Raw genomic sequence first — 24,321 nt, 5'->3', positions numbered from 1 at the left:
CAGAGGAAGCGTGAGCCAGGGAAACCGTCGCCGCGCTGGCGACGGGCGGCAATCAGGGGCGTCGACCCAAGCGGTCGCAGATCAGCAGAAAGCCGAGTGCTGCCGCAAACAGCACGAACGAAAACAGCAGATAGATGGCGTCCATGGGTACCGACTCACCGTATTAATCAACGGTGCGAATTGTCGGAACTGGCGCATAAGAAAGGGGTAGCGAATGACCCCGGGGGCGTATAGAACGCGTAAAAATTTGCCGCTCAGGCCGTGGTGGTCATCACCGTATCGTCGACCACGACCAGGTGCTGGATCGGGAGCCCGGCGTGGTCCCAGGCATCCAGGCCACCCAGCAAGGGGCGCACGCGGGTGTAGCCGTGCGCCATCAGCGCCTTCGCCACCATCGCGGCGGAAGCCTCGTTCGGGCAGCTGCAATAAATCACCAGTTCGCTATCGACGGGCACGGCCTGGACAATGCGGTCGACGCTGTTGACGTCGGCCAGCAACGCGCCCGGAATCACCCGCGTATCCACCAGCCGCGCAGCGGTTGAGCGCACATCGACCACCGCCGGTGTCAGGCCTGCCGTAATCGCGTCATTGAGTTCTTCCACCGTGATGCGCGCCATGCGCAATGTCCGCAACAAGCGGTGGCGCTGCCACCATTTGACGGTGATGTAGAGCGCCAACAGGCAGCCCAGCAACATCAAGGCGATGCTGCCGGCATTGGCCATGGCTTGAAGCACGTCGTCGATCTGGCTGGCGAATACATAGCCCAGGCTGACCGCCACGCCGACCCAAAGCAGCGAGCCCAGTCCATCGAACAGCGTAAACGCCGCCGGCCGCAGGCCCATCGCCCCCACCAGCGGCGGCGCCACCGTGGAAAGACCGGGCACGAACTTGGCGAGCAGCAACATGCCGCCACGCCAGCGCTGGAAGCGCAGCTCCGACTGCTTCACACAGGAATCGGGCGACAAGGAGATGCGGCACAGCGTACGCATCACGCCGCCACCGTAATAACGGCCCGCCGCATACCAGGCAAAGTCAGCCAGCAGACAGGCCAGCACGGCCACACCCAAGACCCCGGCCAACGGCAGCTTGTCGGCGGCAGCCAGGGCACCGGCGACGATCATGGTCGGCACGGCAGGCAGTGGCGCGCCTGCCTGCTCGATGAGCACGTTGATGAAAACCAGCAACAAGCCGTATTGCGCGATCAGCTCGACAATGTGATGAGCCATGGGCGGGAAACCTCGCCCGGCCAAAGACCCGGCCGGTATGGGCGCTGCAGTTTCCCGATCATTGGGGCGACCGGGTCCAAACGCAATCCATTTTGCGCTCACACCCGAGGCGACGTCAGGCCCCCGCCGACGCCTGCAGCGCCCCTGCCACGCGGGCGTCCACCTTGGCCATGCGACGTCCGCCGATCAGCACCAGCGGCAGCCATATCAGGGTCATCGTGGCCGCGCAGATGAACACCCCACCGGCACCGACTTGCCCAAGCGCCACCCCGCCGACCGCGCCGCCGACAAAGGCACCCAGGAACTGACTGGTGGAATAGGCGCCCATGGCCGCCCCGCGCAAATGGGCGGGTGCCAGTTGGGAGACCAGGCTCGGCAGGGCCGCCTCCAACAGGTTGAAGGCCGAGAAGAACACGGCTGCCGCCACGCCCAGCGCGAAGAGATGGTCCCCGGACCAGGCAAACCCCAGCAAGCCCAGGCCAATGGCCACCACGCATACCGCCACGATGCGCAGGCTCTGCGCCACGTCGCGCATACGGTGCAGGCAGGCGCCCATCACCAGGGCGGCGATCACCATCACCGGCAGGTAAAGCTCCCAATGACGGCTCACCGGCAGGTGCAGGCGGTCCGCCAACAGCAGGGGCAAGCCGACGAAGCTGGCCGTGAGCAGCATGTGCAGGAAAAACACCGATCCGTTGAGGACCAGCATGCGGCCATCACGCAACATTGACAGCACGCTGCCAAATGCCGCGGCGGCCGGCGCCTGCTGCCGCTCCGGCGTCGGGACGATCAACCACAGCAGGACCAGGGCGGCCAGCGCCAGCATGGACGTGGCGGCAAACAGCCCGGCAAGGCCAGCAACCGCCTCCAGTGGCGGCCCCAGGATCAATGCCAGCAGGAAGGCCACGCCGATCGAGACGCCGATGATGCCCATCACCTTGCTGCGGTTCTCCTGACGCGTCAGGTCCGCGGCCAGCGCCGTACCCGCCCCGGCCACCGCCCCCATGCCCTGCAAGGCCCGCCCGATGACGATACCGACCAGGCTATGTGAAGACGCCGCCAACAGACCTCCCGCCGTGAACACCAGCAATCCGATGGTAATCGCGGGCTTGCGCCCGATCCGATCGGACAGCAGGCCCAGCGGGATCTGCAGCAGCACCTGGCCCAGGCCGTAAACCCCCAGGGCCAGTCCGATCAGCCACGGGGTGGCGTCCGGCATCTGTTTCGCATAAAGCGAAAACACCGGCATGATCAGGAACAGGCCAAACAAGCGCAGGCTGATCACGCAGGCGAGGGTCAGCGCGCTGCGCCGCTCAAGAGGGGAGAGTTTGCTCACCGAAGGGGATCTTGTAAGGACGGGCCATCCCGTCATTATACGTTTCGACCCATCCGTCAAACTGTGGTCGCGTGTCGCGGCGCATTCTTGCGCCGCCATATCCTTATAATCGGCGGATACAAGCCTTGACCTACTCATGACAACGACTTCCACCGACACCCGCCGCTCCGCCGATTATGCCGCCGTACGAGCGCTCGCTGCCGGTGATATGCAGCGCGTCGACACCTTGATCCGGGCCCGCCTGTCCTCTGGCGTGGTGCTGATCAACCAGATCGCGGATCACATTATTGCGAGTGGCGGCAAGCGCTTGCGACCGATGCTGCACGTCCTGGCGGCTGGCGCGGCCGGCTACCACGGCGATCAGCACATCAAGCTGGCGGCGGTGATCGAGTTCATCCACACCTCCACCCTGCTGCACGACGACGTGGTGGACGAGTCGGACCTGCGCCGTGGCCGCAAGACCGCCAATGCGCTGTGGGGTAACGCGGCCAGCGTGCTGGTCGGCGACTTCCTGTACTCGCGCTCGTTCCAGCTGATGGTCGAGCTGGACAATATGCGCATCATGCGCATCCTGGCCGACACCACCAACACCATCGCCGAGGGCGAGGTGCTGCAGCTGCTCAACATCGGCAATGCCGACGTCGATGAGGCCTCCTACCTGGCCGTGATCGAACGCAAGACGGCCGTGCTGTTCGCCGCCGCCACCGAACTCGGCGGCTTGCTGGGCGGCCTGCCCGAGCGTCAGATCAGTGCGCTCCGGCGCTATGGCATGGAGCTGGGCTATGCCTTCCAGATTGCCGACGACCTGCTCGACTACGTTTCGGATGCCGGCACCATGGGCAAGAACGTCGGCGACGACCTGGCCGAGGGCAAGCCCACCCTGCCGCTGATCTACGCCTTGCAGAGCGCCGATGCCGAGCAGACGCTGTCGCTGCGCCATGCCATCGAGCACGGCGGCCTCGATTCGCTCGATCGGATCATTGGCGCCATTCGCGATTCCGGCGCCCTGGAGCGCACGCACGAGCGCGCCGTGGCACATGCCAACGCGGCCCGACATGCGCTGAGCGAGCTGCCCGAATCGCCCTGGCGCGACGCGTTGGCTGCACTGGCCGACTACTCGGTACAGCGCGACTACTGATCCCGTCGACGCCGTCGCGTGCACCTCGAGCGAGGTGCACGCGAGCGGTCAAGGCTCACGGCGTACCGGTAAACGCACCGTGCAGCCAGTCCTGCATCATGCGATAGCTGCGTTGAGCCGCCCGTTCGTCGTAGGCACAGCCGGGCTTGTGCTGATCGGTTTCCGTAAAGCAATGCACCGCGTTGCCCAGCACCACGAACTGCCAGTCGGCCTTGCTGCCGCGCATCTCGTCCATGAACTTGTCCGCATCGGGCATGGTGCCCTTGTCGTCGGCGCCGTTCATCACCAGCACGCGCGCCTTGATCTGCTTCGCCAGGGCCGGGTCATCGGTTTGCAAGCCACCGTGGAACGACACCACCGCAGCAATATCGGCGCCGCTGCGCGCCAGGTCGAGCACGGCCGAGCCACCGAAACAGAAGCCGATCGCCGCCAGCTTCGAAAGATCGATGGGCGCGTCCTTGGCCTGCGTCTTCAGCTGGTCCAGCGCGAGGTTGACGCGCTTGCGCATCAAGGCGCGATCGCCGTACAGCACCTTCACTGCCGCCATCGCCTGATCGTCGTTGGTCGGTCGGACCTGCTCGCCGTACATGTCGGTCACCAGGATCACGTAGTCCTTGCCGGCGATGCCCTCGGCCTTCTTCACCGCCAGATCGTTCACGCCATACCAGTTAGGCACCATTACCAGGCCCGGACGCTTGGCGGACACGGCGTCGTCGTAGACGAGCACGCTATGAAAATGCGTACCGTCCTGCGTCCATTCCACCGGCTTGTGCACCATCTTGGCCTGGGCGGCGAAGGCAAAGCCGGACAACAACAGCGCACAACAAAGTCGGGCAATACGCATGACGATCACTCCTCGTTGCAGGGTTCAAGAATGCTCTGATTCAAAGGCCAGCCGCGTGTTCCGCCAACCGACGTTTGATGGGGGACAGCCGATCGAGCAGGCGCACACCCAGGCCGCGCGCAGCCACCAGGGGCGGCGACTGCCAACTGTAGATACGCGCCAGCGCGTCGAAGCCCAGCGCATCGAGGGTGTCGGCGCTGCACCTACGCCGCGCATAACCGCGCAGTACATGGCTGGCGGCGAAGTCACGGCCATCGTCGCGCGCAGCCAACAGGGTGTCGCGCAATTCGGCCACATCGCGCAGCCCCAGATTCACCCCCTGCCCGGCCAGCGGGTGCACCGCATGCGCCGCATCGCCCAACAGAACGAAGCGTTCGGCCTGGTAACTCTTCGCCAACTGCAACTTGAGCGGGAATGCGGCGCGTGGCGTGCTGCCCATCACGCGCCCCAGACGGAAGTCGCTGGCGACGCCGAGTTCATCAAGAAAGGCCTGATCGTCCAGCGCCATCACGCGCTGCGCCTCGGCCTCAGGCAGCGACCACACGATGGAGCTGCGCCCATCCGCCAACGGCAGTAGCGCCAGCGGACCTGTGACCAGGAAACGCTGCCACGCGGTGCCTTCGTGAGCGCGCTCGGTGGTGACGTGGGCCACCACGCCGCGCTGGGCATAGTCGCGCCCCTGCGTCTCGATGCCGGCCAGTGTGCGCAGCGGCGAACCGGCGCCGTCAGCGGCGACCAGCAAGCGCGCGGACAAGGCCTCGCCAGAGCCGAGTTCCAATTGAACGCGGTCCTCCAGCACGTCGAAGCGATCCACCTGCGCAGGGCACAGCCGGCGCACGCCGGCATGCTCCAGCGCCTGCCACAACTGCCACTGCACCAGGCTGTTCTCGACGATGTAGCCGAGCAGATCGCGCCCTTCAGCGGCCGCGTCGAAATGGATCGCGGCGCCTGTCGCCGCATCCCATACATGCATATGCGCATAGGGGCTCGCGCGCGCGTCGCGGATGGACGGCCATACGTCGAGTTCGTCGAGCAGCGCCACCGACGAAGGCGCCAGGCCAACCACGCGCAAATCCACTTCGCCCTGGACCGACCATGGCGAAGGGGCGCGGGCTTCGAGCAAGGCCGTAGCAAAGCCGGCACGCGCCAGTGCCAGCGCGGCAGCAGCACCCACCATGCCGCCGCCCACGACCGCCACATCCAAGGCGGGTCCACGCCGGCGTGCAGACTCACCTCGCGTCAGGCTGGGGCCGCTCATGGCAGTCGCTCCAGTACCGCACGGGGCGGATCGCTGCGAAACCCCATGCCGCGCCGGGCCAGCAATCGCTGCACCGGCGGCAGGCGATCGAACGCCAGCATGGCCATGGAGCGCAACGGCCCCAACCAAGGTTGCGGCAGACAAGCCAGTTGCACCAGGCCATGGCTCATCGCCATGGTGCCTTCGCGATCAGCCGCGCGGCGGGCAGCATAGCGCTCCAACAGGTCCTGAGTCCCGGGATCGGCAACGCCGGCCACCATTTCCGCCAGGGTCAGCGCATCGCGCAGGCCCAGATTGAAGCCTTGCGCGCCAATCGGATGAATGGTCTGGGCTGCATTGCCTACCAGCACCGCCCTTGGCGCGACCAGGGCGCTGGCTGCCACGCGCTGGATGGGATAAGCATGTCGTTTGCCCGGCCGACTCAGGCGGCCCAGCCGCCAGCCAAAGCGCTGCTGGGCCAGGGCGACAAAGCCCTCATCGTCAAGCGCGGCAACGGCATCAGCCTCGGTCCGTGGAACGGTAAGCACCAGGCCGCAACGGCGTTCCGTCAGCGGCAGCAGTGCGATCGGGCCGTGGTCCGCGAAACGCTCGTACGCGCGGTTGGCGTGGTCGCGCTCCGGCGTGATCGTGCAGACGAACAGCGTCTGCTGGTAGTCGTGTCGTTCCGCGCCGATGCCGACCTGATCGCGCACGAACGAGGTCGTGCCGTCCGCGCCGACCAGCAGCGGTGTATCGATGTCCAGCAAGCCTTCGGCCGTGCGGATACGCGCCCGCCACCCCTGGGCCAGCGGCTCCAACGCCTCCAGCCGGGCCGGCGCCAGCCGCCGCAGGCGTCGGCACTCGTCCAGACGCCGCAGCAAGGCCGCGCCGAGTTCGCGTGCGGGCAAGGTCCAGCCCAAGGCGTCGACCGCATGTTTCGCGGCATCCAGCTGGACACTGCCGAATTCGCCGGCGCGCGTGACGTGGATGTGATGAATCGGGGTCGCCTGGGCCGTTGCATGCGGCCATACGCCGATCGCGGCGAGGCCGTTGACGGTCGCCCGGGCCAATGCAAGATTGCGTTCGTCGTAGCTGGGCTGTTCGCCGACGCGTGGCGCGGCGGCCTCGACCATGACGGCGTCGATACCGGCTGCATCGAGCGCAATGGCCAGGCTGGCGCCGACCAGGCCCCCACCAATGATAAGGACCGGCTGCTGAGCGGAAGTCACAGGGGCGACGTGATCAGTTGAGGTAATCATGGCGGGGGATGATACGCGCTGAGGCGCCCGGACCCCATGACAGCCCCCATCCAGGAGGCGTCCGGCTATCCCTAATTGCGATAGACTTGCCGTCTGCATTTGGCGCATCAGACGGAGCAATTCATGGCTATGACGCAAACCCAGCGGCTAGGCATCTTCCTGGCACTCGCCCTGGTGATGACCGCCACCCGCGTTCACCTTTCGCTGTTCAACCATGATGTGCGCGATGCTTCGTGGGCGGTGTTCTTCCTGGCCGGGTTCTGGCTGCGCGGCTCGTTTCGTTGGGCCTTTCCGCTGCTCATGGCCGGGGCTGTCCTCATCGATTACCTGGTGATCAACGGGCAAGGCATCGACTTCTGGAGCCACTACTGCGTATCGGTGGCCTACTGGTTCCTGATTCCGGCCTACCTGTCCTTGTGGATGGGCGGCAGCTGGCTGGCGCGCCACCAGCGCGGCCTGAGCCTGTCGACCCTGGGTCTGGCCGCGGTGGCGCTGCTGGTCAGCCAGCTGGTCTGCTACGTGCTCTCCAACGGCAGCTTCTACTGGCTCAGCAACAGCGTGCCGCAGCCGCGCAGCTTCAGCGCCTGGTTCGCGAACCTGGGCGACTGGTACCTGCCGTTCCTCGGCACCACCGCGTTTTACGTAGGCATCGGCGCCCTGCTGCACGTGCTGGTCACCCAGCTTGCCCGCACGCTCGGTCATACCGCGGCGTCGCGTGACCTGCACCACTGACGAGGCAGTGTCCATTCGTGGGTAATCGCCTCTCAAAGATCTACACCCGCACGGGTGACGATGGCAGCACCGGCCTGGGCGATGGTTCCCGCGTCGCCAAGGACTCGCTGCGCGTATCCGCCTATGGCACGGTCGACGAACTCAACAGCACCATCGGCATGGTGCTGGCTTCCGCCGGCGTGGACGAGGCCATCCGCGAAGCGCTGACCCAGGTCCAGCATGAGTTGTTCGACCTCGGCGGCGAGCTGTGCATTCCCGGCATGGCGATGATCGAGGACAAGGACATCGAGCGGCTGGAGCAGGTGCTGGACGGTTTCAATGACCCGCTGCCGCCGCTCAAGGACTTCATCCTGCCCGGCGGCGGCATGGCCGCCTCCTGCTGCCATCTGGCACGCACCGTGTGCCGCCGTGCCGAGCGTGAGGTGATTGCGCTGGCCCGTGCCGAAGACGTGCGACCGCAAGCCCAGCGCTACCTCAACCGCCTGTCCGACCTGCTGTTCGTGATCTCCCGTGTACTGGCCCGAGCCAGCGGCCACGGCGAGGTGCTATGGCAGCACGAGCGTCGTCGCAAGGCATAGGGCCGATGCTCCGGCTCTATACGCACGCAAGCTGCCTGCAGCACGACCCCGGCCCGGATCACGCTGAATCGCCTGCGCGCCTGCGCGCCGTACTGCAAGCGCTCGACCATGATCGGTTCGCTGCCCTCGACCGCATCGAGGCACCGCGCGCCACGCGCGAACAGCTGCTGCGCGTGCATACCGCCGAGCACATCGATCGCATCCTGGGCATCGTGCCCGCAAGCGGCACCGTCCGGCTCGACGAAGACACCCTGATGTCCCACGGTTCAGCCGAAGCCGCGCTGCGGGCGGCCGGCGCCGCGGTGGCGGCGGTAGACGCCGTGCTCAGCGGCGGTGGGCAGGCCTTCTGCGCAGTAAGGCCGCCAGGCCATCACGCGCCGCCGGACCGTGCCATGGGCTTCTGCCTGTTCAACAATATCGCCGTGGCGGCGAGCCACGCCATGGCGGCTCATGGCCTCAAGCGGGTCGCCATCGCCGACTTTGACGTCCATCACGGCAATGGCACGCAAGATATTTTCGCCACGGAATCGCGGGTGCTGTTCATTTCCAGCCACCAGATGCCCTTGTACCCCGACAGCGGGCGCGAGGATGAACGCGGCGTCGGCAATATCGTCAATGCGCCGTTGTCGCCAGGCGATGGTTCCTACGAGTTCCGCGAGCTGTGGGAAGGCGCCCTGATCCCCCGGCTGCACGCATTCAAGCCACAGCTGGTGCTGGTATCGGCAGGCTTCGACGCCCATCGCAACGACCCCTTGGCCGATCTGCGCCTTGGCAGCGAAGACTATGCCTGGATCACCAGCCGGCTAGTCGACGTGGCGCACGCCCATGCCGAAGGACGATTGGTGTCCAGCCTGGAAGGTGGTTACAACCTGTTGGCCCTCGCCGCGAGCGTTGCTGCACACGTCGGCGAGTTGCTGGACGCCTAGCGCAGCTTATGTAGTCAAGCAGTGCCAGCGGCTGGACGGCTGGCAACGGTGCGGGATAGCACTGACCGTGCAAGGACAGGCGATGGACGGTTCCAGGGTCGTATCGGCTCGCCCGAAGGCGTCAGCCTTGCTCGGTTTGGCCGGCTGTTACCTGACCCTTCGCATCACGGGCTGCCAATGCAACTGCCGTCCAAGGGGTCTTTCTGATAGTTTTACGAGCCTCCCAGCCGACAGACTGCCATCGTGACGCCCAAGCTGACTTCGCGCCACCTGCCCCCGCGCCGCCTGTTGGCGGTCGCTGCTGCCATTGCCCTGTTCGGTGGCCCGGTTGAAGCTCAGTCCCAACCCCAGTCCGAGTCGCCTGCGCAGGCCGCACCGGCGGCGCCGCCGCTCAACATGACCCCTCGCGGCGTTGCCAACTGCCCGCTGGGCGCCTTCCACTGTTCGCCGCGCCCCATCAGTTACGTCTTGTGTCGCCCTAACGCGATGCTCGATTTCTACGACCCGACGCTGAGCAAGGACAGCTCGGTGCGCGCGACATCCAATACCTATGTGTACGCCGAACGCGTGGACAGCTCCAACCAATCCATCTACCACCTGGAAGGACGGGTGAAGATGGATCGCGCCGATCAGCAGATTCAGGCGGACGTGGCGGACTACAACCAGGACACCAGCGACTACGATGCGCGCGGCAACGTGCGCTACCAGGAAGCCGGCCAACTGATGTCGTCCGACCACATGCGCGGCAACCAGGACGCCAGCACCGGCATCGCCGACAACGTGACCTATCAGATGCTGATCAATCGCGGTCACGGTGTCGCCGAACAGGGCCAGATGCTGGACGACCAGCGCACGCGCTACTTCCAGGCGACCTATAGCACCTGCGATGTCGGCAGCCACGTGTGGGAACTGCGCGCCAAAGACATCCGCATGGACAAGGAGACCGGCGAGGGCATTGCCCGCAGCGCGACCATGTATGTCGGCAACGTGCCGATCTTTTACATGCCTTACTTCAGTTTCCCGATCAACGACGAGCGCAAGACCGGCTTCCTCGATCCCAGCATCGGCAACTCCAGCCGCTCGGGCTTCATGATCAGTGCGCCGTACTACCTGAATCTGGCGCCGAACTACGACGCGACTTTGGATCCGCGTATCTACACCGATCGCGGCGTGTTGCTGGGTGGTGAGTTCCGCTACTACGTCCCTGGCAGCACCGGCCAGATGAATATCGAGTTCCTGCCCAATGACCAGGGCACCACGGATCCCGATAGCATCATCAACACCAAGAACACCGATCGCTACCTATTCAAGCTCAACGACTATACGCATCTGTTTGGACCGTGGTCGTTCAGTACCAGCATCAATCGAGCCTCCGACCGCAATTATCTGCGCGACTTCGGCAACGACCTGTTCACCGCTTCCATCGGCACGCTAACGTCCAGCGCCTACCTAAGCGGCGCGGGAAGCTGGGGTGGCGGTATTTCGTGGTTCGCCCAGATCGGCGCGGACGACTACCAGAACATCGACCCCTCGCTGCCCGACAGCTCGGTGCAGTACAAGCGCTGGCCACGCGCGGCCTTCAATCTGAGCGTGCCGATCGAACGCTGGCTTGAGTTCGGCGCCCAGACCGAAGCGGTCGCGTTTCGCAAGGATCAGGCGGTGGAAGGCAATCGTCTCGATCTATACCCCTATCTCGCGGCGGACTTCCGCGGCGCCGCCTGGTTCGTGCGCCCCAAGATTGCCTATCGCTACACCGATTACGACCTCATCGGCAATTACAACGAGTTCGGCTATACCGGATACAGCGCCCCCGGGCCGCTCCCGGTAGGTACGCCGTCGCCGTTCACACAAAGCTCGCCCAGCCGTTCACTGCCAATCATCAGCCTGGACAGCGGCCTGATCTTTGACCGCAGCACGTCGCTGTTTGGCACCAGCTATACCCAGACGCTGGAACCGCGCATTTATTACCTGTACGTGCCGTATCGCAACCAGGACAACCTGCCGCTGTTCGATACGAACCTGATGTCGTTCGACACCTGGCAGCTGTTCTCACCTAACCAGTATTCCGGCGCGGACCGCCAGATGAACGCCAATAACCTGACCGGCGCCATCACCTCGCGTTTGCTCGACGACAATGGTATCGAGCGGCTGTCGGCCAGCTTCGGCCAGATCCGCTATTTCACCTCGCAGCGAGTGCAGCTGCCAAACAGCCCGAACACCACCACCCCGCCCACCAACTGGTCAGGCTCCGACTACGTCGCCGAGGTGGACACCCAGCTCGACGACCAATGGCGAGTCACCTCGTCGTACCAGTGGAACCCGAACACCCGTCTCACCGATCTCGGTGCGATCGGGGTCCAGCGACGCCTGTTCACCGACGGCATCATCAATTTCTCCTACCGCTATCGCCGTACCCCCGGTAGCGTCCAACCGCTGCTGGAACAATACGACGCATCCATTGTCTATCCCGTCTCCGATCGCTGGCGCCTGCTCGGCCACTGGACGTATTCGGTGCTGGACAAGGCCACGGTGGAGGCGCTCGCGGGTGTGGAATATGACAGCTGCTGCGTTGCCCTGCGCCTGATCGCGCGACATTACGTGAATTCCTACAACTACCTGACGCCGGCGGCAGGCGCCTCCACCAACACCTCGATCATGTTCGAAGTCGAATTCAAGGGCATGGGGAGCTCCATGGGCAAGTCGGAAAACCTGCTGCGCAGTGGTATTCTTGGATATCAATAACTTCCCTGTCGCCTCGGGCGATTGAAGGCTCCGGACTAATGAAGCAACCTTTCGCGTTGTTCCTGCTCGCGATCGCTACGGCGACCGCCTTGCCCACCCATGCCCAGTTGCTGCCCCAGGCGGCCACCGGCAAGCAGCCGCTCGACCGTATCGTGGCGGTGGTGGATGAAGGCGTCATCCTGCAGAGCGAGCTGAACGAGGCCGTGCACTCCGTGCAGCAGCAGTACGCCAGCAATCCCGGCCAGCTGCCGCCCATGGACGTGCTCCAGCGACAGGTACTCGATCGCCTGATCCTGATGAAGCTGCAGGTGCAGCGTGCCGATGACCAGGGCATCCGTGTCTCCGATGCCGATGTGGATCAGGCCGTCAATGCGGTTGCCCAGCAGAACCGGATGACGGCGGAACAGCTGCGCGCCGCAGTTGAGCAGGACGGCTCCAGCTTCGCCGCGTTCCGTCATCAGCTGTCCGACCAGTTGGTGGCCCAGCGCCTGCACGACAGCGTCGTGCGCGACCAGGTGACCGTCACCGATAGCGAAATCAACAACATGCTGGCCAGCCCGTCCTACAAGGCCGGTGAAATCCATCTGGCGCATATCCAGGTCAGCCTGCCCGCGGGGGCCAGCGCCGCCGACATCAAGGCTGCCCAGGAGAAATCCGAGCAGGCCATCAATGCGATCAAGGGCGGCATGGACTTCCATGCGGCGGCGATCCGCTATTCCGATGCCCAGGATGCGCTTGAGGGCGGCGATCTCGGCTGGCGCCGTATGGATGAGGTTCCGCCGGCCTTCGCCGACGCCGTGGCCAACATGAAGGCCGGCGATGTCACGCCCGCCCTGCGCGGCCCCACCGGTTTCCACATCCTCAAGCTGATCGAGCAGCGCGCTCCGAGCCGGCAGATGGTGGATGAGTTCCACGCCCGCCAGATCCTGATCAAGCCCAGCGAGCTGCTGACGCCGGAGCAGGCCCATCAGAAGGCGATGGACCTGTACAACCAGATCGTCAACAAGCATGAGGACTTCGCCAAGCTGGCGAAGGAAAACTCCAAGGACGACACCACCGCTAATAATGGTGGCGATATGGGTTGGTTCGCGCAGGGGGACTGGGGCTCGATCATTGCCCAGCACCTGGGCGAGATGAAGGACAACCAGGTTGCGCAGCCGTTCCAGAGTGAGGCCGGCTGGCACATCCTGCAGCGCCTGGGCACCCGCCAGGCCGACCGCACGGATGAGATCTCGCGCAACCAGGCCCGCCAGGCCATCGGCAACCGCAAGGCCGAACAGGTCTATGAGGACTACCTGCGCGAGATGCGTTCCAACGCCTACGTGAACATCCTGGTGCCCGAGCTGCGCGAGCCTGGCGAGCAGCAGGGTGCGGCCAAGTCCCCTTGAGACGGCGTTGAGCAACGCGACCCTACCCCGGCTTGCCATCACTGCGGGTGAGCCGGCGGGGATCGGCCCAGAGCTGTTGATCCGATTGGCCGCCACTCCGCTGGCGGCCAATTTCGTTGCGATTGCCGATCGCCATCTGTTGCAGCGCGCCGCTGACCGCTGCGGCCTGCCGGTCGAGCTGATCGACGACGACTCAAAGCCGGTCCGCACGCGGCGTCCCGGCGAACTGCGCATCCATCATTTACCGCTGGATGCGCAGGAAGTGCCGGGTCAGCCGGATCCATGCAATGCCCGGCATGTGCTGGCCACGCTCGCCGAGGCCGCGGACGGCTGCATGGAAGGACGCTATGCGGCCGTGGTCACCGCCCCGCTGCAAAAATCGTCCATCAACGAAGCGGGCATTCGCTTCAGCGGGCATACCGAATTTTTTGCCGAGCGTGCCCACGCCGAGGTGGTCATGATGCTGGCCAGTCCGGAGCTGCGAGTCGCGCTGGCCACGACCCACCTGCCCTTGTCGGCGGTACCGGCTGCGGTGACACGCGCGACGCTGGAACGCGTCCTGCGCATCGTGCATCGTGAATTGCAGGCTAAGTTTGGTTTTGCCGAACCACGCATTGGCGTGCTCGGCCTCAACCCCCATGCCGGTGAAGGTGGTCATCTCGGGCGGGAGGAGATCGATACCATCGTCCCCCTGCTGGACACGCTGCGCGCCGAAGGCATGCAACTCGTCGGGCCACTACCCGCCGATACCGCCTTCGTGCCTGCCCAGCGTGAGCGCTACGATGCGGTGTTGGCGATGTACCACGACCAGGCCCTGCCGGTGCTCAAGAGCGAGGCCTTTGACCGCACGGTCAATCTCACCCTGGGCCTGCCCTTCATCCGCACCTCGGTGGACCATGGCACCGCACTCGATCTCGCCGGGACGGGTCGAGGCGATCCGTCCAGCCTGATTGCCGCGGCGCGGATGGCGCTGGATCTCATACAACGCGCTCGAGGGGCGAGAGGCGACCAGTGAGGGCGCGGTAACCCAGCGCCACTGACTTTGCTCCCTCACTACTCGCCCCAGCCCCTGCTCCTACCAGGTCACATCATGAACGCCCGCCCCAAGAAAAGTTTTGGCCAGCACTTCCTCCACGAGAAGCGCTATATCGAGCGCATCGTCAGCGCCATCTCGCCGCGCGCGGAGGACTTTGTGGTGGAGATCGGCCCGGGCGAAGGCGCACTGACGCTGCCGCTGCTGGCCGCCGCGGGCAAGCTCACCGCCATCGAGCTGGACACGGACCTGATCCCCGACCTCAAGGCACGCGCAGCCAGCGTCGGCGAGTTGAACATCATTCATTCCGACGTGCTCAAGGTGGACTTCACCGCCCTCGCCCATCGGCGAGGTGTGGAGCGCCTGCGCGTGGCGGGCAACCTGCCGTATTACATCTCCAGTCCGATCCTGTTCCACTGCGTCGAGCACGCCCGTGCCATCCAGGACATGCACTTCATGCTGCAGAAGGAAGTGGTCGACCGCATGGCGGCCGAGCCTGGCAGCAAGGTGTATGGGCGGCTCTCCGTGATGTTGCAGCTGGCTTGCCGGGTGGAACCGCTGTTCACGGTACCGCCGGGTGCATTTCGCCCGCCGCCGAAAGTCGATTCAGCCGTCGTGCGACTGGTGCCGCTCGCGCCCGAACAGTTGCCGGATGCCGATCCCGAGCGGCTCTATACCATCGTCAAGGCAGCCTTCGCCCAGCGCCGCAAGACGCTCAGCAACGCGCTCAAGCACGTCATGGACAGCAGCGCCATCATCGCCGCGGATGTGGACCCCAAGGCGCGCGCCGAAACCCTCTCACCGCTTGACTACGTGCGTCTGGCCAAGGTTGCGATCGGTTGAGGTTGGGGTTTGCGAAAGCGCGACAACCAAACATAAGGCCCCAGCTGTCACGGCAACGCGAAGCCAAAACCTGCCACCTGGCCCATCGCCGCGGCCGGCGGCGATTCAGCCCAGCGCAGGCAAGCTTTCCCCATCCGTGGCGACAACCCGTACAATCTCGGCATGAACGAAAGATCTTCCTACACGATCGACGTGCAGGTCGAACCCCGCTTTGTCCCCGATCAATCCCGTCCCGGCGACAACCGCTACGTCTTCGCCTACACGATCACTCTCCACAACGCTGGCGATGTCCCCGCACGTCTGCTGACGCGCCACTGGGTCATCACGGATGCCAATGGCAAGGTCGAAGAGGTTACCGGCGAAGGTGTGGTCGGCGAGCAACCGTGGATTCGACCCGGCGACGAATATGAATACACCTCGGGTGCCGTGCTGGAAACAGCGGTCGGGGTGATGCAGGGCAGCTATGAAATGCTGGCTGACGACGGTACGCGCTTCGAGACGCCGATTCCGCCGTTCACCCTGTCGATTCCGCGAACGCTGCACTGATGGCTACGTACGCCATTGGGGACGTGCAGGGCTGCCACCCCGAACTTCAACGCCTGCTCGACAAGATCCGCTTCGACCCCGCGAGTGATCGCCTGTGGTTCTGCGGCGACCTGGTCAATCGTGGCGGGCAGTCGCTGGAAACCCTGCGCCTGATCCACGGCCTGCGCGAGCAGTCGATCGTCACCCTGGGCAATCACGACCTGAGCCTGTTGGCGATCGCCCAGCGGCGCCCCGAGGCGCAGTCCAAGGTCAACCCGGAGCTGCGCGAAGTCCTGTTCGCCGAAGACGCGCCAGTACTGCTGGAGTGGCTGCGCTCGCAGAAACTGCTGCACCATGACGAACAGCTCAACTGGACCATGGTGCACGCGGGACTGGCGCCGTCGTGGACGCTGCGCCAGGCGCAACGATCCGCGCAGGAGATCGAACGCGAACTGGGAAGTCCCCGCCATCCGCGACTCCTCAAGAACCTGTTCGGCAATCGTCCGGCCGCGTGGAATAGCCGACTGCAGGGCATCGAGCGCATGCGCGCCTCGATCAATACGCTGACCCGCATGCGCTATTGCGACGTGCAGGGGCGCATCGATTTCGAAAGCAAGGGCATTCCCGGTACGCAGAAGCCGGGCATGTATCCCTGGTTCGAGGTGCCGGGCATGCGTCGGCGGGAGACGCGCTTCGTATGCGGCCATTGGTCGGCCCTGGGTCGCTTCGCTGGCCTGGGCGTCTATGCGATCGATACCGGTTGCGTCTGGGGTGGCCAGCTCACCGCGCTGCGCCTGGACGAAGAAGAACCGCGCTACATCGCCGTCGATGCAGAGCCGTACCGCAAGCGGCCACCCGGCGGTGGCGACTGATAGCCGCTCGGGCGCTGCCTACCAGCGCCTGATCCAGCCCAGTGACGTCCACAAAAAGAAACCCCGCCGAGGCGGGGTTTCTTTATTGCTCAGGTCAGTTGACCGTGGCAATGCTTGTATTTCTTGCCCGAACCGCACGGACAGGGATCGTTGCGGCCGATCTTGGGACCGTCGTGCGGCGCGGCCGCCGCGGGCTGCGCCACCATGCTGCCGGCCGCCAATGCTTCCGGATCGGCGCCCAGCGCGCCCACCGGCGCACCACCGCCACTGGCCAGCATGTGGCGCTGCAGGCGTTCGGCCATGCGCTGCTGCTCGGCTTCCATCGCGGCGACTTCTTCTTCGCTGCGCACGCGCACGCGCGCCAGCATCTGCACGACTTCCGTCTTGATGCGATCGAGCATGCTGGAGAACAGTTCGAACGATTCGCGCTTGAACTCCTGCTTCGGCTGCTTCTGCGCATAGCCGCGCAGGTAGATGCCCTGGCGCAGATAGTCCATGCTCGCCAGGTGTTCCTTCCAGGCGTTGTCCACCACGCTGAGCATGATGTGCTTTTCGAGCTGGCGCATCGTTTCGGGGCCGATCTGCTGTTCCTTGTTCTTGAACAGCTGCTCGATCGCCTCGCGCACGTGCTCGAGGATCATCTTGTCGTCGACCTCGTGCTGCTGGTCGATCCAATGCTTCAGGTCGGCCGAAAGCCCGAACTCGCTCTCCAGCTCGCGATCGAGGCCGGCGATATCCCACTGCTCGTCGATGCTGTCGGCCGGGATATGGCGGCGAACCATCTCGATCGCCACGTCGTCGCGGATGTCGGCGATGGTCTCGGAGACATCATCGACTTCCAGCAGCTCATCGCGCTGGCGATAGATCACCTTGCGCTGGTCGTTGGCAACGTCATCGAACTCAAGCAGATGTTTGCGGATGTCGAAGTTGTGCTGCTCGACCTTGCGCTGCGCCTTTTCGATCTGGCGACTGACCATGCGGTCTTCCAGCGCATCGTCTTCCTTCATGCCGAACATGCGCATCCAGCGACCGACCCAGTCGCCCGCAAAGATCCGCAGCAGGTTGTCCTGCAGCGACAGATAGAAACGCGACGAGCCCGGATCGCCCTGGCGGCCCGAACGGCCACGCAGCTGGTTGTCGATACGACGCGACTCGTGGCGCTCGGTGCCTACGATGTGCAGGCCACCGGCAGCCAGCACCTGTTCGTGGCGCTTCTTCCAGTCGGCCTTGACCTGGTCGCGCTGCGCCTGGCTGGCATCTTCGGGCAGCGCTGACAGCGCCGCTTCCAGGCTGCCGCCCAGCACGATGTCGGTACCGCGACCTGCCATGTTGGTGGCAATCGTGACCGAGCCCGGCGCACCGGCCTGGGCCACGATATGCGCCTCGCGCTCATGCTGCTTGGCGTTGAGCACTTCGTGCGGAATCTTGGCCTGGCGCAGCAGCTCGGACAGCAGCTCGGACACTTCGATCGAGGTGGTGCCCACCAGCACGGGCTGGCCGCGCTTGTGGCAATCCTTGATGTCCTCGATCACCGCCTTGTACTTGACCTCCTGGCCCAGGAAGACCATGTCGGCGTTGTCCTGGCGGATCATCGGCTTGTGGGTGGGGATGACCACCACTTCCAGGCCGTAGATCTGCTGGAATTCGTACGCTTCCGTATCGGCCGTACCGGTCATGCCGGACAGCTTCTTGTACATGCGGAACAGGTTCTGGAACGTCACCGTGGCCAGCGTCTGGTTCTCGCGCTGGATCGGCACGCCTTCCTTCGCCTCCACCGCCTGGTGCAGGCCATCCGACCAGCGGCGGCCCGGCAAGGTGCGGCCAGTGAACTCGTCGACGATCACCACTTCACCGTCACGCACGATGTAATCCACATCGCGGTGATAGATCGCGTTGGCGCGCAGCGCCGCGTTGAGGTGGTGCACGACCGCCAGGTTCTTGGAGTCGTACAGGCCACTTTCCGGATCAATCACGCCCGCTTCGCGCAGCAGCTCGTCCGCATGCGACATGCCCTCTTCGGACAAGTGCACCTGCTTCTGCTTTTCGTCGACGAAATAATCGCCGTCGGTGTCTTCCTTTTCCTGGCGGATCATCTTGGGGACGATCTTGTTCACCGCGATATACAGCTGCGGCGAATCCTCGGCCGGGCCGGAAATGATCAGCGGCGTACGCGCCTCGTCGATCAGGATGGAGTCGACCTCGTCGACGATGGCGTAATGCAGGCCGCGCTGGTAGCGCTGGTCCTTGCTCAAGGCCATGTTGTCGCGCAGATAGTCGAAACCGAATTCGTTGTTGGTGCCGTAGGTAATGTCGGAGCTATACGCCTGGTGCTTGTCGGCGTGATCCATGCCCGGCCACACCACGCCCGTGGTAAGGCCGAGGAAGCTGTACAGCTTGCCCATCTGCGCCGAGTCGCGGCGAGCCAGGTAGTCGTTGACGGTCACCACGTGGACGCCCTTGCCTTCCAGGGCATTGAGGTACACCGGCAAGGTCGCCACGAGGGTCTTGCCCTCGCCCGTGCGCATTTCGGCGATGCGACCCGAATGCAGCACCATGCCGCCGATCAGCTGCACGTCGTAGTGGCGCATGCCGAGCACGCGCTTGGCACCCTCGCGCACGACGGCAAACGCCTCGGGCAGCAGCTTGTCCAGCGCTTCGCCGCCGGCAATACGCTGCTTGAACTCCTCGGTCTTGGCGCGCAGAGCGTCGTCGCTCAGCTTCTCGAACTCGGGTTCCAACGCATTGATGCGGGCTACATTCTTGGAGAGCTGGCGCAGCACGCGTTCATTGCGGCTACCGAAAAGGCTCGTCAGGGCACGATTGAACATCGATCTTCCGGATCAGGATTCATAAGCCGCCCGCCCGGCAAATCCGGGCAGGACGAAAGGAATGATGATACTAGGGTCGGCTGGGTATCCCAAACGCTGAGCTCCGCCTGCTGCCGGAGCCTTGGAACAACCCGCCCGGCGTGGCCATCGGCCGCGCCGAACCCCCCCGTTCATCGTCCCCGTCAAGGAGTGGCGGCGCGCAAGGGGGCTTTCAAGGGCGGCCGCAGGCCACCCGGATCATCACTCAGCGATGGTTCTTCACGAAGGCCAGCGGATTGACCACGCGGCCCTTGTACCAGACCTCGAAATGCACGTGCGAGCCGGTGGAACGACCGGTGGAGCCGGCCTCGGAGACCACGTCGCCCACGTGCACACGCTGGCCAGGACTCACGTCCAGCTTGCTGTTGTGGGCATAGCGCGTCATGTAGCCGTTGCCGTGATCGATCTCGATCACGTCGCCATAGCCGGTACGCTCGCCCGCAAAGGTCACCATGCCCTCGGCTACGGCATGCACCGGGGTCCCCTTGGGCGCGGAGATGTCGAGACCCGTGTGGTAGGCCGCGTGTCCGCTGAACGGATCGGGGCGGCCACCGAAATAGGAAGAGATATAGCCCTCAACCGGCATGCCGGTAGGCTTCAGATTGGATTCGATCTTGGCGTCGAGCAGCAGGCTTTGCAGCGCTGATAGCTGCGCCTGCTGGCTGTCGAACTGGCCGGCCAGTTGGTCGATGCTGGCATTCAGTGTCGGCGGCAAGGCATATGCGCTGTCCGCCGAGTCTTCCACACCACCCACGGCGGGCTGCTCGTCGAAGTTGAACTCGCCATCGTCGAGCTTGCCGACCTGGGTCAGGCGCTCGCCGAGCGCGTTGAGCCGGGTGGACTGGGCCTGCAACTGGCCCAATTTTACCGCCAGCGCGTCGATATCTCGCTGGGCATCCTTGCGCACGCCGGTCAGCTGAAGATTCTGCTGCTGCACCTGCTGGCGCAGCTGGCGAATCTCGGCCAGCGCCCGGTCGTGCGGACTGGCGACGGCCATGGCCACGGCACCACCCAGTCCAGCGCAACCGAGCACGGCTGCGGCGGCGAGCCCAAACAGGCGAAAACGCAGCCGCTTGTCAGCAAGATTCCAGGTTTTCGGCACCTTTTTGGTGCGTGACACAAGTATGATTTGCATGTCTCTACTACTTTGAAGATGTCGGCATCCATGCAGCGCGACGTCCCAACTCCATCCCGCCGCACCGGCTCTGGCCTGAAACCCGTCATCGAGTTTGGCCCCGTTGCCTCACTGGCCCGCAAAGCCCGTGAGTTGGATGCGTTGGATCGCGCACTGCGCCAGACGTTACCGTCACCACTCCGCGACCAGGTTCGTTTTGCCAACCTGCACGACGGCCGTCTCGTTTTTCTGGCTCCTACCCCGGCCCTGGCCGCGAGGCTGCGCCTGCTCCAGACGCAAATCCTCTCGACCGCACGCGCCATCGGCACGTACGCCAGTGCAGTCACCGTGAAAGTGGCCCCCCAACCACCGACAGAAATCGTGCCGGATCGGTCCAAACCGCTTTCGCCCGCCGCCGCCTCTCACCTGAGAGCCGCCGCGGCCTCAACCACAGACCCGGAATTACGGGATCTGTTCCTCGAGTTGGCGTCCATCGCCGAAGTTTCTGATTCCCGATCCGACGGAACCGCTTGATCGCACAGCGTGTGCCGGGTTCCGCCCTACAGCATTTCCGTACTTCCCTGACGCCGATCCGGAAACCGGCGCTACAGGGTTTATAACACGCCCCCACGGACCTGACCGACTGGAATGTCATCAGAACGTGAACAGCAGCATATGGAAGGCGAAGGGTATATCACAAAACGAACGGCCGCGTCCTCAGGACGCGGCCGTTCAGTTTGTTCAGCTTGGGCGAAAAGCGGGCGGCAAAGAGCCTGTTCACGCTCTCCGCGTAGCCCGCGTTGAGCGCGTGCGCTCGCCAGGGATCGGTGCGTGACGAAGCGCCTGCACGCGGGGAGGCGCCATGGATGGCGCCGGCCCTGAGGAGCGAGGACTGGTGGTCAGGTCGAGCCGCGTGCCGGTTCCTGGCGGGCGCACGCGCTCAACCCTCCGGGCCAGGTCTGTTTGTGCGCAGCCCGGCCTCATCACCCAGTCGTGCACGGACGTACACTCCTTCGCTCTTGCTTGGTCTGCGCGCAAACAGCTCCCGGCGCAGGCCACGTGGAGAGCGTGAACAGGCTCTTAAATCGCCTGGGCGGGGTGCGCGTAGGAGATCGGCGAGGTGGCCGGATCGTCAGCGAAGCTGACTTCTTCCCATGCCGTGGCGTCGGCCATCAGCGTACGCAGCAGCTTGTTGTTGAGCTCGTGGCCCGACTTGTGCGCGTAGTAGGCGCCGATCAGGCTGTGGCCGAGCAGGTACAGGTCGCCAATGGCGTCGAGGATCTTGTGCTTGACGAATTCGTCCTCGTAGCGGAGGCCGTCTTCATTGAGCACGCGGTAATCGTCGAGCACGACCGCGTTGTCCATCGAACCGCCCAGCGCGAGGTTGTGCTCGCGCAGCATTTCGATGTCACGCATGAAACCGAAGGTACGCGCGCGGCTCACTTCCTTCACGAAGGAGGTGGTGGAGAAATCGATCTCTGCCTTGGACGTGCGCTTGCTGATGATCGGGTGGTTGAATTCGATCGAGAAACCGACCTTGAAGCCTTCGAACGGCTCAAAGCTGGCCCACTTGTCGCCTTCCTGTACCTTGATCGGCTTCTTGATGCGGATGAAGCGCTTAGCCACGTTCTGTTCTTCGATGCCGGCAGACTGCAGCAGGAACACGAACGGACCCGCGCTGCCATCCATGATCGGCACTTCGGGCGCGGAAAGATCGACATACGCGTTGTCGATACCCAGACCGGCCATGGCCGAGAGCAGATGCTCCACGGTGGAAACGCGCACGTCGCCGTTCACCAGGGTGGTGGAGAGGCGCGTGTCGCCCACCTTGTCGGGGCGCGCCGGCAGTTCAACCGGCGGATTCAGATCGGTACGACGAAACACGATACCCGTGTTCGGAGCAGCCGGGCGTAGCGTCATGTAGACCTTGTCGCCGGTATGCAGACCGACGCCAGTGGCACGAATGATGTTCTTGAGCGTACGCTGCTTGATCATTTTTTTGGTACCTGTAAGGGGCAGCAGCCAAATTAGGGGAGCGATGCTAACACAGTCTTAACCTGTGAAAAGCCAATCCACGCCACAAACCCTGACATCCCTTTCATGTTCCTTTCATTAACGAAAGTTACCCAAAAGCCGGAGAATCAGGGAATTTCCTAACATCTTCAATGACTTGAATCTAGACGCAGCGCCCCGCGACCGGGACGGGATTCCGGTTGCGGGACGCTGGACCTACCCGGGATCACCCAGGCCGGTCATGCGTCATCCCTGAGGCACGGTCTATGAAGCCCTACGTACTCAAGAACGATCACCGAGCAGCGTCAGCCAAGCCACCCGTATTCCACGGGGAAGGCCCTCGCGGGTCCGATCCGCCAAAACGGAAGACGCGCGATTCGTTACTGACAAGTGAAGTCGGCGATTTGTTCAATTTTTCTTCAAATTATTTGCCCTGTCAGCTTGTCAGTCCGCCTGGCGGCGGAGAAAGGCCGGGATATCGAGGTAGTCGAAACTCGGATCGGCGCTCTTGGCGGACGCCGAGGTATCGACGCGGCTGCTGGTGACCGACTCCGGCTGGGCGTAATCCACCACTTCGTTGCCGGTACCGGTACGCAGCACCACCGGACGCGGACGTTGGCGCATCTCGACCTGCTGGGTGGCCACCGGACGCATCGGCTGGCGGGCAGCGGCACGGTTGAGGCCAGTGGCCACCACGGTGACGCGGACATCGTCCTGCATTTCGGGATCAAGCGAGGTGCCCATGACCACGGTGGCGTCTTCGCTGGCGAAATCGTGGATGATGCGGCCGATTTCGTCGAATTCGCGCATGGTCAGGTTCGGACCGGCCGTCACGTTGACCAGGATGCCGCATGCGCCGTTCAGGTTGACGTCTTCCAGCAACGGGTTGTTGATGGCCGCTTCGGCTGCCGCCTGGGCGCGATCATCGCCACGGGCCGTGCCCGAGCCCATCATCGCCATGCCCATTTCGGACATCACGGTGCGCACGTCGGCAAAGTCGACGTTGATCAGGCCCGGCGCGGTGATCAGGTCCGCGATGCCCTGCACGGCGCCCTGCAGCACGTCGTTGGCGGCCTTGAACGCATTCAGCAGGGTGACTTCGCGGCCGAGCACGGACAACAGCTTCTCGTTCGGCACGGTGATCAGCGAATCGACGTGCTGAGACAGGTCCTCGATGCCCTTCATCGCCACCTGCATGCGGCGACGGCCCTCGAACGGGAACGGCTTGGTCACCACCGCCACGGTGAGGATGCCCTTTTCCTTGGCCAACTGGGCCACCACGGGGGCTGCGCCAGTACCGGTGCCGCCGCCCATGCCGGCGGTGATGAACACCATGTCGGCACCCTCGAGCATTTCCTCGATGCGTTCGCGATCTTCCAACGCGGCCTGACGGCCCACTTCCGGGTTGGCGCCAGCACCCAGACCCTTGGTTACATTGGCGCCGAGCTGCAGGTGCGTACGAGAGCCACAGCTCTTCATCGCCTGCGAGTCGGTGTTGGCGACGACGAATTCGACGCCGTCAATGTTTGCATTGAGCATGTGAGCCACGGCATTACCGCCGCCGCCGCCCACGCCGATGACCTTGATCACTGCATTTGGTGCGAGTTTTTCGATCAGTTCAAACATTTCCCGTCCTCCATAGAGCTTC

The 24,321-nt window shown here is 64.3% G+C and carries 20 protein-coding genes; 11 read left to right on the top strand and 9 right to left on the bottom strand.

The window, feature by feature from the left end:
* Positions 1–254: 254 nt before the first annotated feature.
* The gene (locus tag OUZ49_RS00635; RefSeq protein ID WP_266147957.1) at positions 255–1,226 is read right to left on the bottom strand and encodes a DedA family protein/thiosulfate sulfurtransferase GlpE; all 972 of its coding nucleotides are present in this window, start codon (positions 1,224–1,226) and stop codon (positions 255–257) included.
* A gap of 115 nt (positions 1,227–1,341) precedes the next feature.
* Entirely contained in the window at positions 1,342–2,562 is a 1,221-nt protein-coding gene (locus tag OUZ49_RS00630) for an MFS transporter (protein ID WP_266147956.1), read from the bottom strand.
* Between the two features lie 136 nt (positions 2,563–2,698).
* Between OUZ49_RS00630 and OUZ49_RS00625 the strand changes: the two genes are divergently transcribed.
* Positions 2,699–3,700 carry a polyprenyl synthetase family protein gene (locus OUZ49_RS00625; protein ID WP_266147955.1) on the top strand — a complete coding sequence of 334 codons (1,002 nt, stop codon included), beginning with the start codon at positions 2,699–2,701 and terminating at the stop codon, positions 3,698–3,700.
* A 55-nt stretch (positions 3,701–3,755) separates the two neighbouring features.
* Here OUZ49_RS00625 and OUZ49_RS00620 read toward each other — a convergent pair whose 3' ends face one another.
* The 3 genes from OUZ49_RS00620 to ubiH are packed head-to-tail and all read right to left on the bottom strand — an operon-like array spanning position 3,756 to position 7,040.
* A complete protein-coding gene (locus OUZ49_RS00620) occupies positions 3,756–4,544 on the bottom strand; it encodes a dienelactone hydrolase family protein (protein WP_266147954.1) in 789 nt (262 codons plus the stop codon).
* 40 nt (positions 4,545–4,584) lie between these two features.
* On the bottom strand, positions 4,585–5,802 hold the full coding sequence (locus tag OUZ49_RS00615) for a UbiH/UbiF/VisC/COQ6 family ubiquinone biosynthesis hydroxylase (RefSeq protein WP_266147953.1): 1,218 nt from the start codon (positions 5,800–5,802) through the stop codon (positions 4,585–4,587).
* Complete coding sequence (gene ubiH, locus OUZ49_RS00610; RefSeq protein ID WP_266147952.1) at positions 5,799–7,040, bottom strand: 2-octaprenyl-6-methoxyphenyl hydroxylase; 1,242 nt, start codon at positions 7,038–7,040, stop codon at positions 5,799–5,801. The genes OUZ49_RS00615 and ubiH overlap by 4 nt, the downstream gene beginning before the upstream one ends.
* Before the next feature lie 123 nt (positions 7,041–7,163).
* Between ubiH and OUZ49_RS00605 the strand changes: the two genes are divergently transcribed.
* The 9 genes from OUZ49_RS00605 to OUZ49_RS00565 all read left to right on the top strand — a co-directional run bounded on the left by OUZ49_RS00605 (position 7,164) and on the right by OUZ49_RS00565 (position 16,679).
* Positions 7,164–7,772, top strand: a complete 609-nt coding sequence (locus OUZ49_RS00605; protein ID WP_266147950.1) for a hypothetical protein — start codon at positions 7,164–7,166, stop codon at positions 7,770–7,772.
* Positions 7,773–7,789: 17 nt separating this feature from the next.
* Positions 7,790–8,350 (top strand): cob(I)yrinic acid a,c-diamide adenosyltransferase, encoded by a 561-nt coding sequence (locus OUZ49_RS00600; RefSeq protein WP_266147948.1) that lies wholly within the window; start codon positions 7,790–7,792, stop codon positions 8,348–8,350.
* 5 nt (positions 8,351–8,355) lie between these two features.
* Positions 8,356–9,276, top strand: a complete 921-nt coding sequence (locus OUZ49_RS00595; RefSeq protein ID WP_266147947.1) for a histone deacetylase family protein — start codon at positions 8,356–8,358, stop codon at positions 9,274–9,276.
* A 243-nt stretch (positions 9,277–9,519) separates the two neighbouring features.
* Positions 9,520–12,018, top strand: coding sequence for an LPS-assembly protein LptD (locus tag OUZ49_RS00590; protein WP_266147946.1), 2,499 nt, complete (start codon positions 9,520–9,522; stop codon positions 12,016–12,018).
* A gap of 38 nt (positions 12,019–12,056) precedes the next feature.
* Positions 12,057–13,406 carry a peptidylprolyl isomerase gene (locus OUZ49_RS00585; RefSeq protein WP_266147945.1) on the top strand — a complete coding sequence of 450 codons (1,350 nt, stop codon included), beginning with the start codon at positions 12,057–12,059 and terminating at the stop codon, positions 13,404–13,406.
* A gap of 7 nt (positions 13,407–13,413) precedes the next feature.
* Positions 13,414–14,421, top strand: a complete 1,008-nt coding sequence (gene pdxA / locus OUZ49_RS00580) for a 4-hydroxythreonine-4-phosphate dehydrogenase PdxA (protein ID WP_266147944.1) — start codon at positions 13,414–13,416, stop codon at positions 14,419–14,421.
* Positions 14,422–14,496: 75 nt separating this feature from the next.
* A complete protein-coding gene (rsmA, locus tag OUZ49_RS00575) occupies positions 14,497–15,282 on the top strand; it encodes a 16S rRNA (adenine(1518)-N(6)/adenine(1519)-N(6))-dimethyltransferase RsmA (protein WP_266147943.1) in 786 nt (261 codons plus the stop codon).
* 162 nt (positions 15,283–15,444) lie between these two features.
* Positions 15,445–15,828, top strand: a complete 384-nt coding sequence (gene apaG, locus OUZ49_RS00570) for a Co2+/Mg2+ efflux protein ApaG (RefSeq protein ID WP_266147942.1) — start codon at positions 15,445–15,447, stop codon at positions 15,826–15,828.
* Entirely contained in the window at positions 15,828–16,679 is an 852-nt protein-coding gene (locus OUZ49_RS00565) for a symmetrical bis(5'-nucleosyl)-tetraphosphatase (RefSeq protein WP_266147940.1), read from the top strand. Before apaG ends, OUZ49_RS00565 begins: the two co-directional genes overlap by 1 nt.
* An 89-nt stretch (positions 16,680–16,768) precedes the next feature.
* On the opposite strand, the gene secA is transcribed toward OUZ49_RS00565, so the two are convergent.
* Both secA and OUZ49_RS00555 read right to left on the bottom strand, forming a co-directional pair.
* Positions 16,769–19,507: a preprotein translocase subunit SecA gene (gene secA / locus OUZ49_RS00560; protein ID WP_266147938.1), complete on the bottom strand. Its 2,739-nt coding sequence runs from the start codon at positions 19,505–19,507 to the stop codon at positions 16,769–16,771.
* Between the two features lie 244 nt (positions 19,508–19,751).
* Positions 19,752–20,681 (bottom strand): M23 family metallopeptidase, encoded by a 930-nt coding sequence (locus OUZ49_RS00555; RefSeq protein WP_266147936.1) that lies wholly within the window; start codon positions 20,679–20,681, stop codon positions 19,752–19,754.
* Positions 20,682–20,711: 30 nt separating this feature from the next.
* Between OUZ49_RS00555 and OUZ49_RS00550 the strand changes: the two genes are divergently transcribed.
* Complete coding sequence (locus tag OUZ49_RS00550) at positions 20,712–21,194, top strand: DciA family protein (protein WP_266147935.1); 483 nt, start codon at positions 20,712–20,714, stop codon at positions 21,192–21,194.
* A 546-nt stretch (positions 21,195–21,740) separates the two neighbouring features.
* Here OUZ49_RS00550 and lpxC read toward each other — a convergent pair.
* Together lpxC and ftsZ are read right to left on the bottom strand one after the other, a co-directional pair.
* Positions 21,741–22,655: a UDP-3-O-acyl-N-acetylglucosamine deacetylase gene (gene lpxC, locus OUZ49_RS00545; protein WP_266147934.1), complete on the bottom strand. Its 915-nt coding sequence runs from the start codon at positions 22,653–22,655 to the stop codon at positions 21,741–21,743.
* Positions 22,656–23,117: 462 nt separating this feature from the next.
* Positions 23,118–24,299, bottom strand: coding sequence for a cell division protein FtsZ (ftsZ, locus tag OUZ49_RS00540; protein ID WP_266147933.1), 1,182 nt, complete (start codon positions 24,297–24,299; stop codon positions 23,118–23,120).
* Positions 24,300–24,321: the final 22 nt, after the last annotated feature.

It is taken from the genome of Dyella halodurans (assembly GCF_026283925.1).
Classification (GTDB): Bacteria; Pseudomonadota; Gammaproteobacteria; order Xanthomonadales; family Rhodanobacteraceae; genus Dyella; species Dyella halodurans.
Note: the sequence above shows the minus strand (reverse complement) of the source record. Positions and strands in the feature narration are given on the sequence as shown.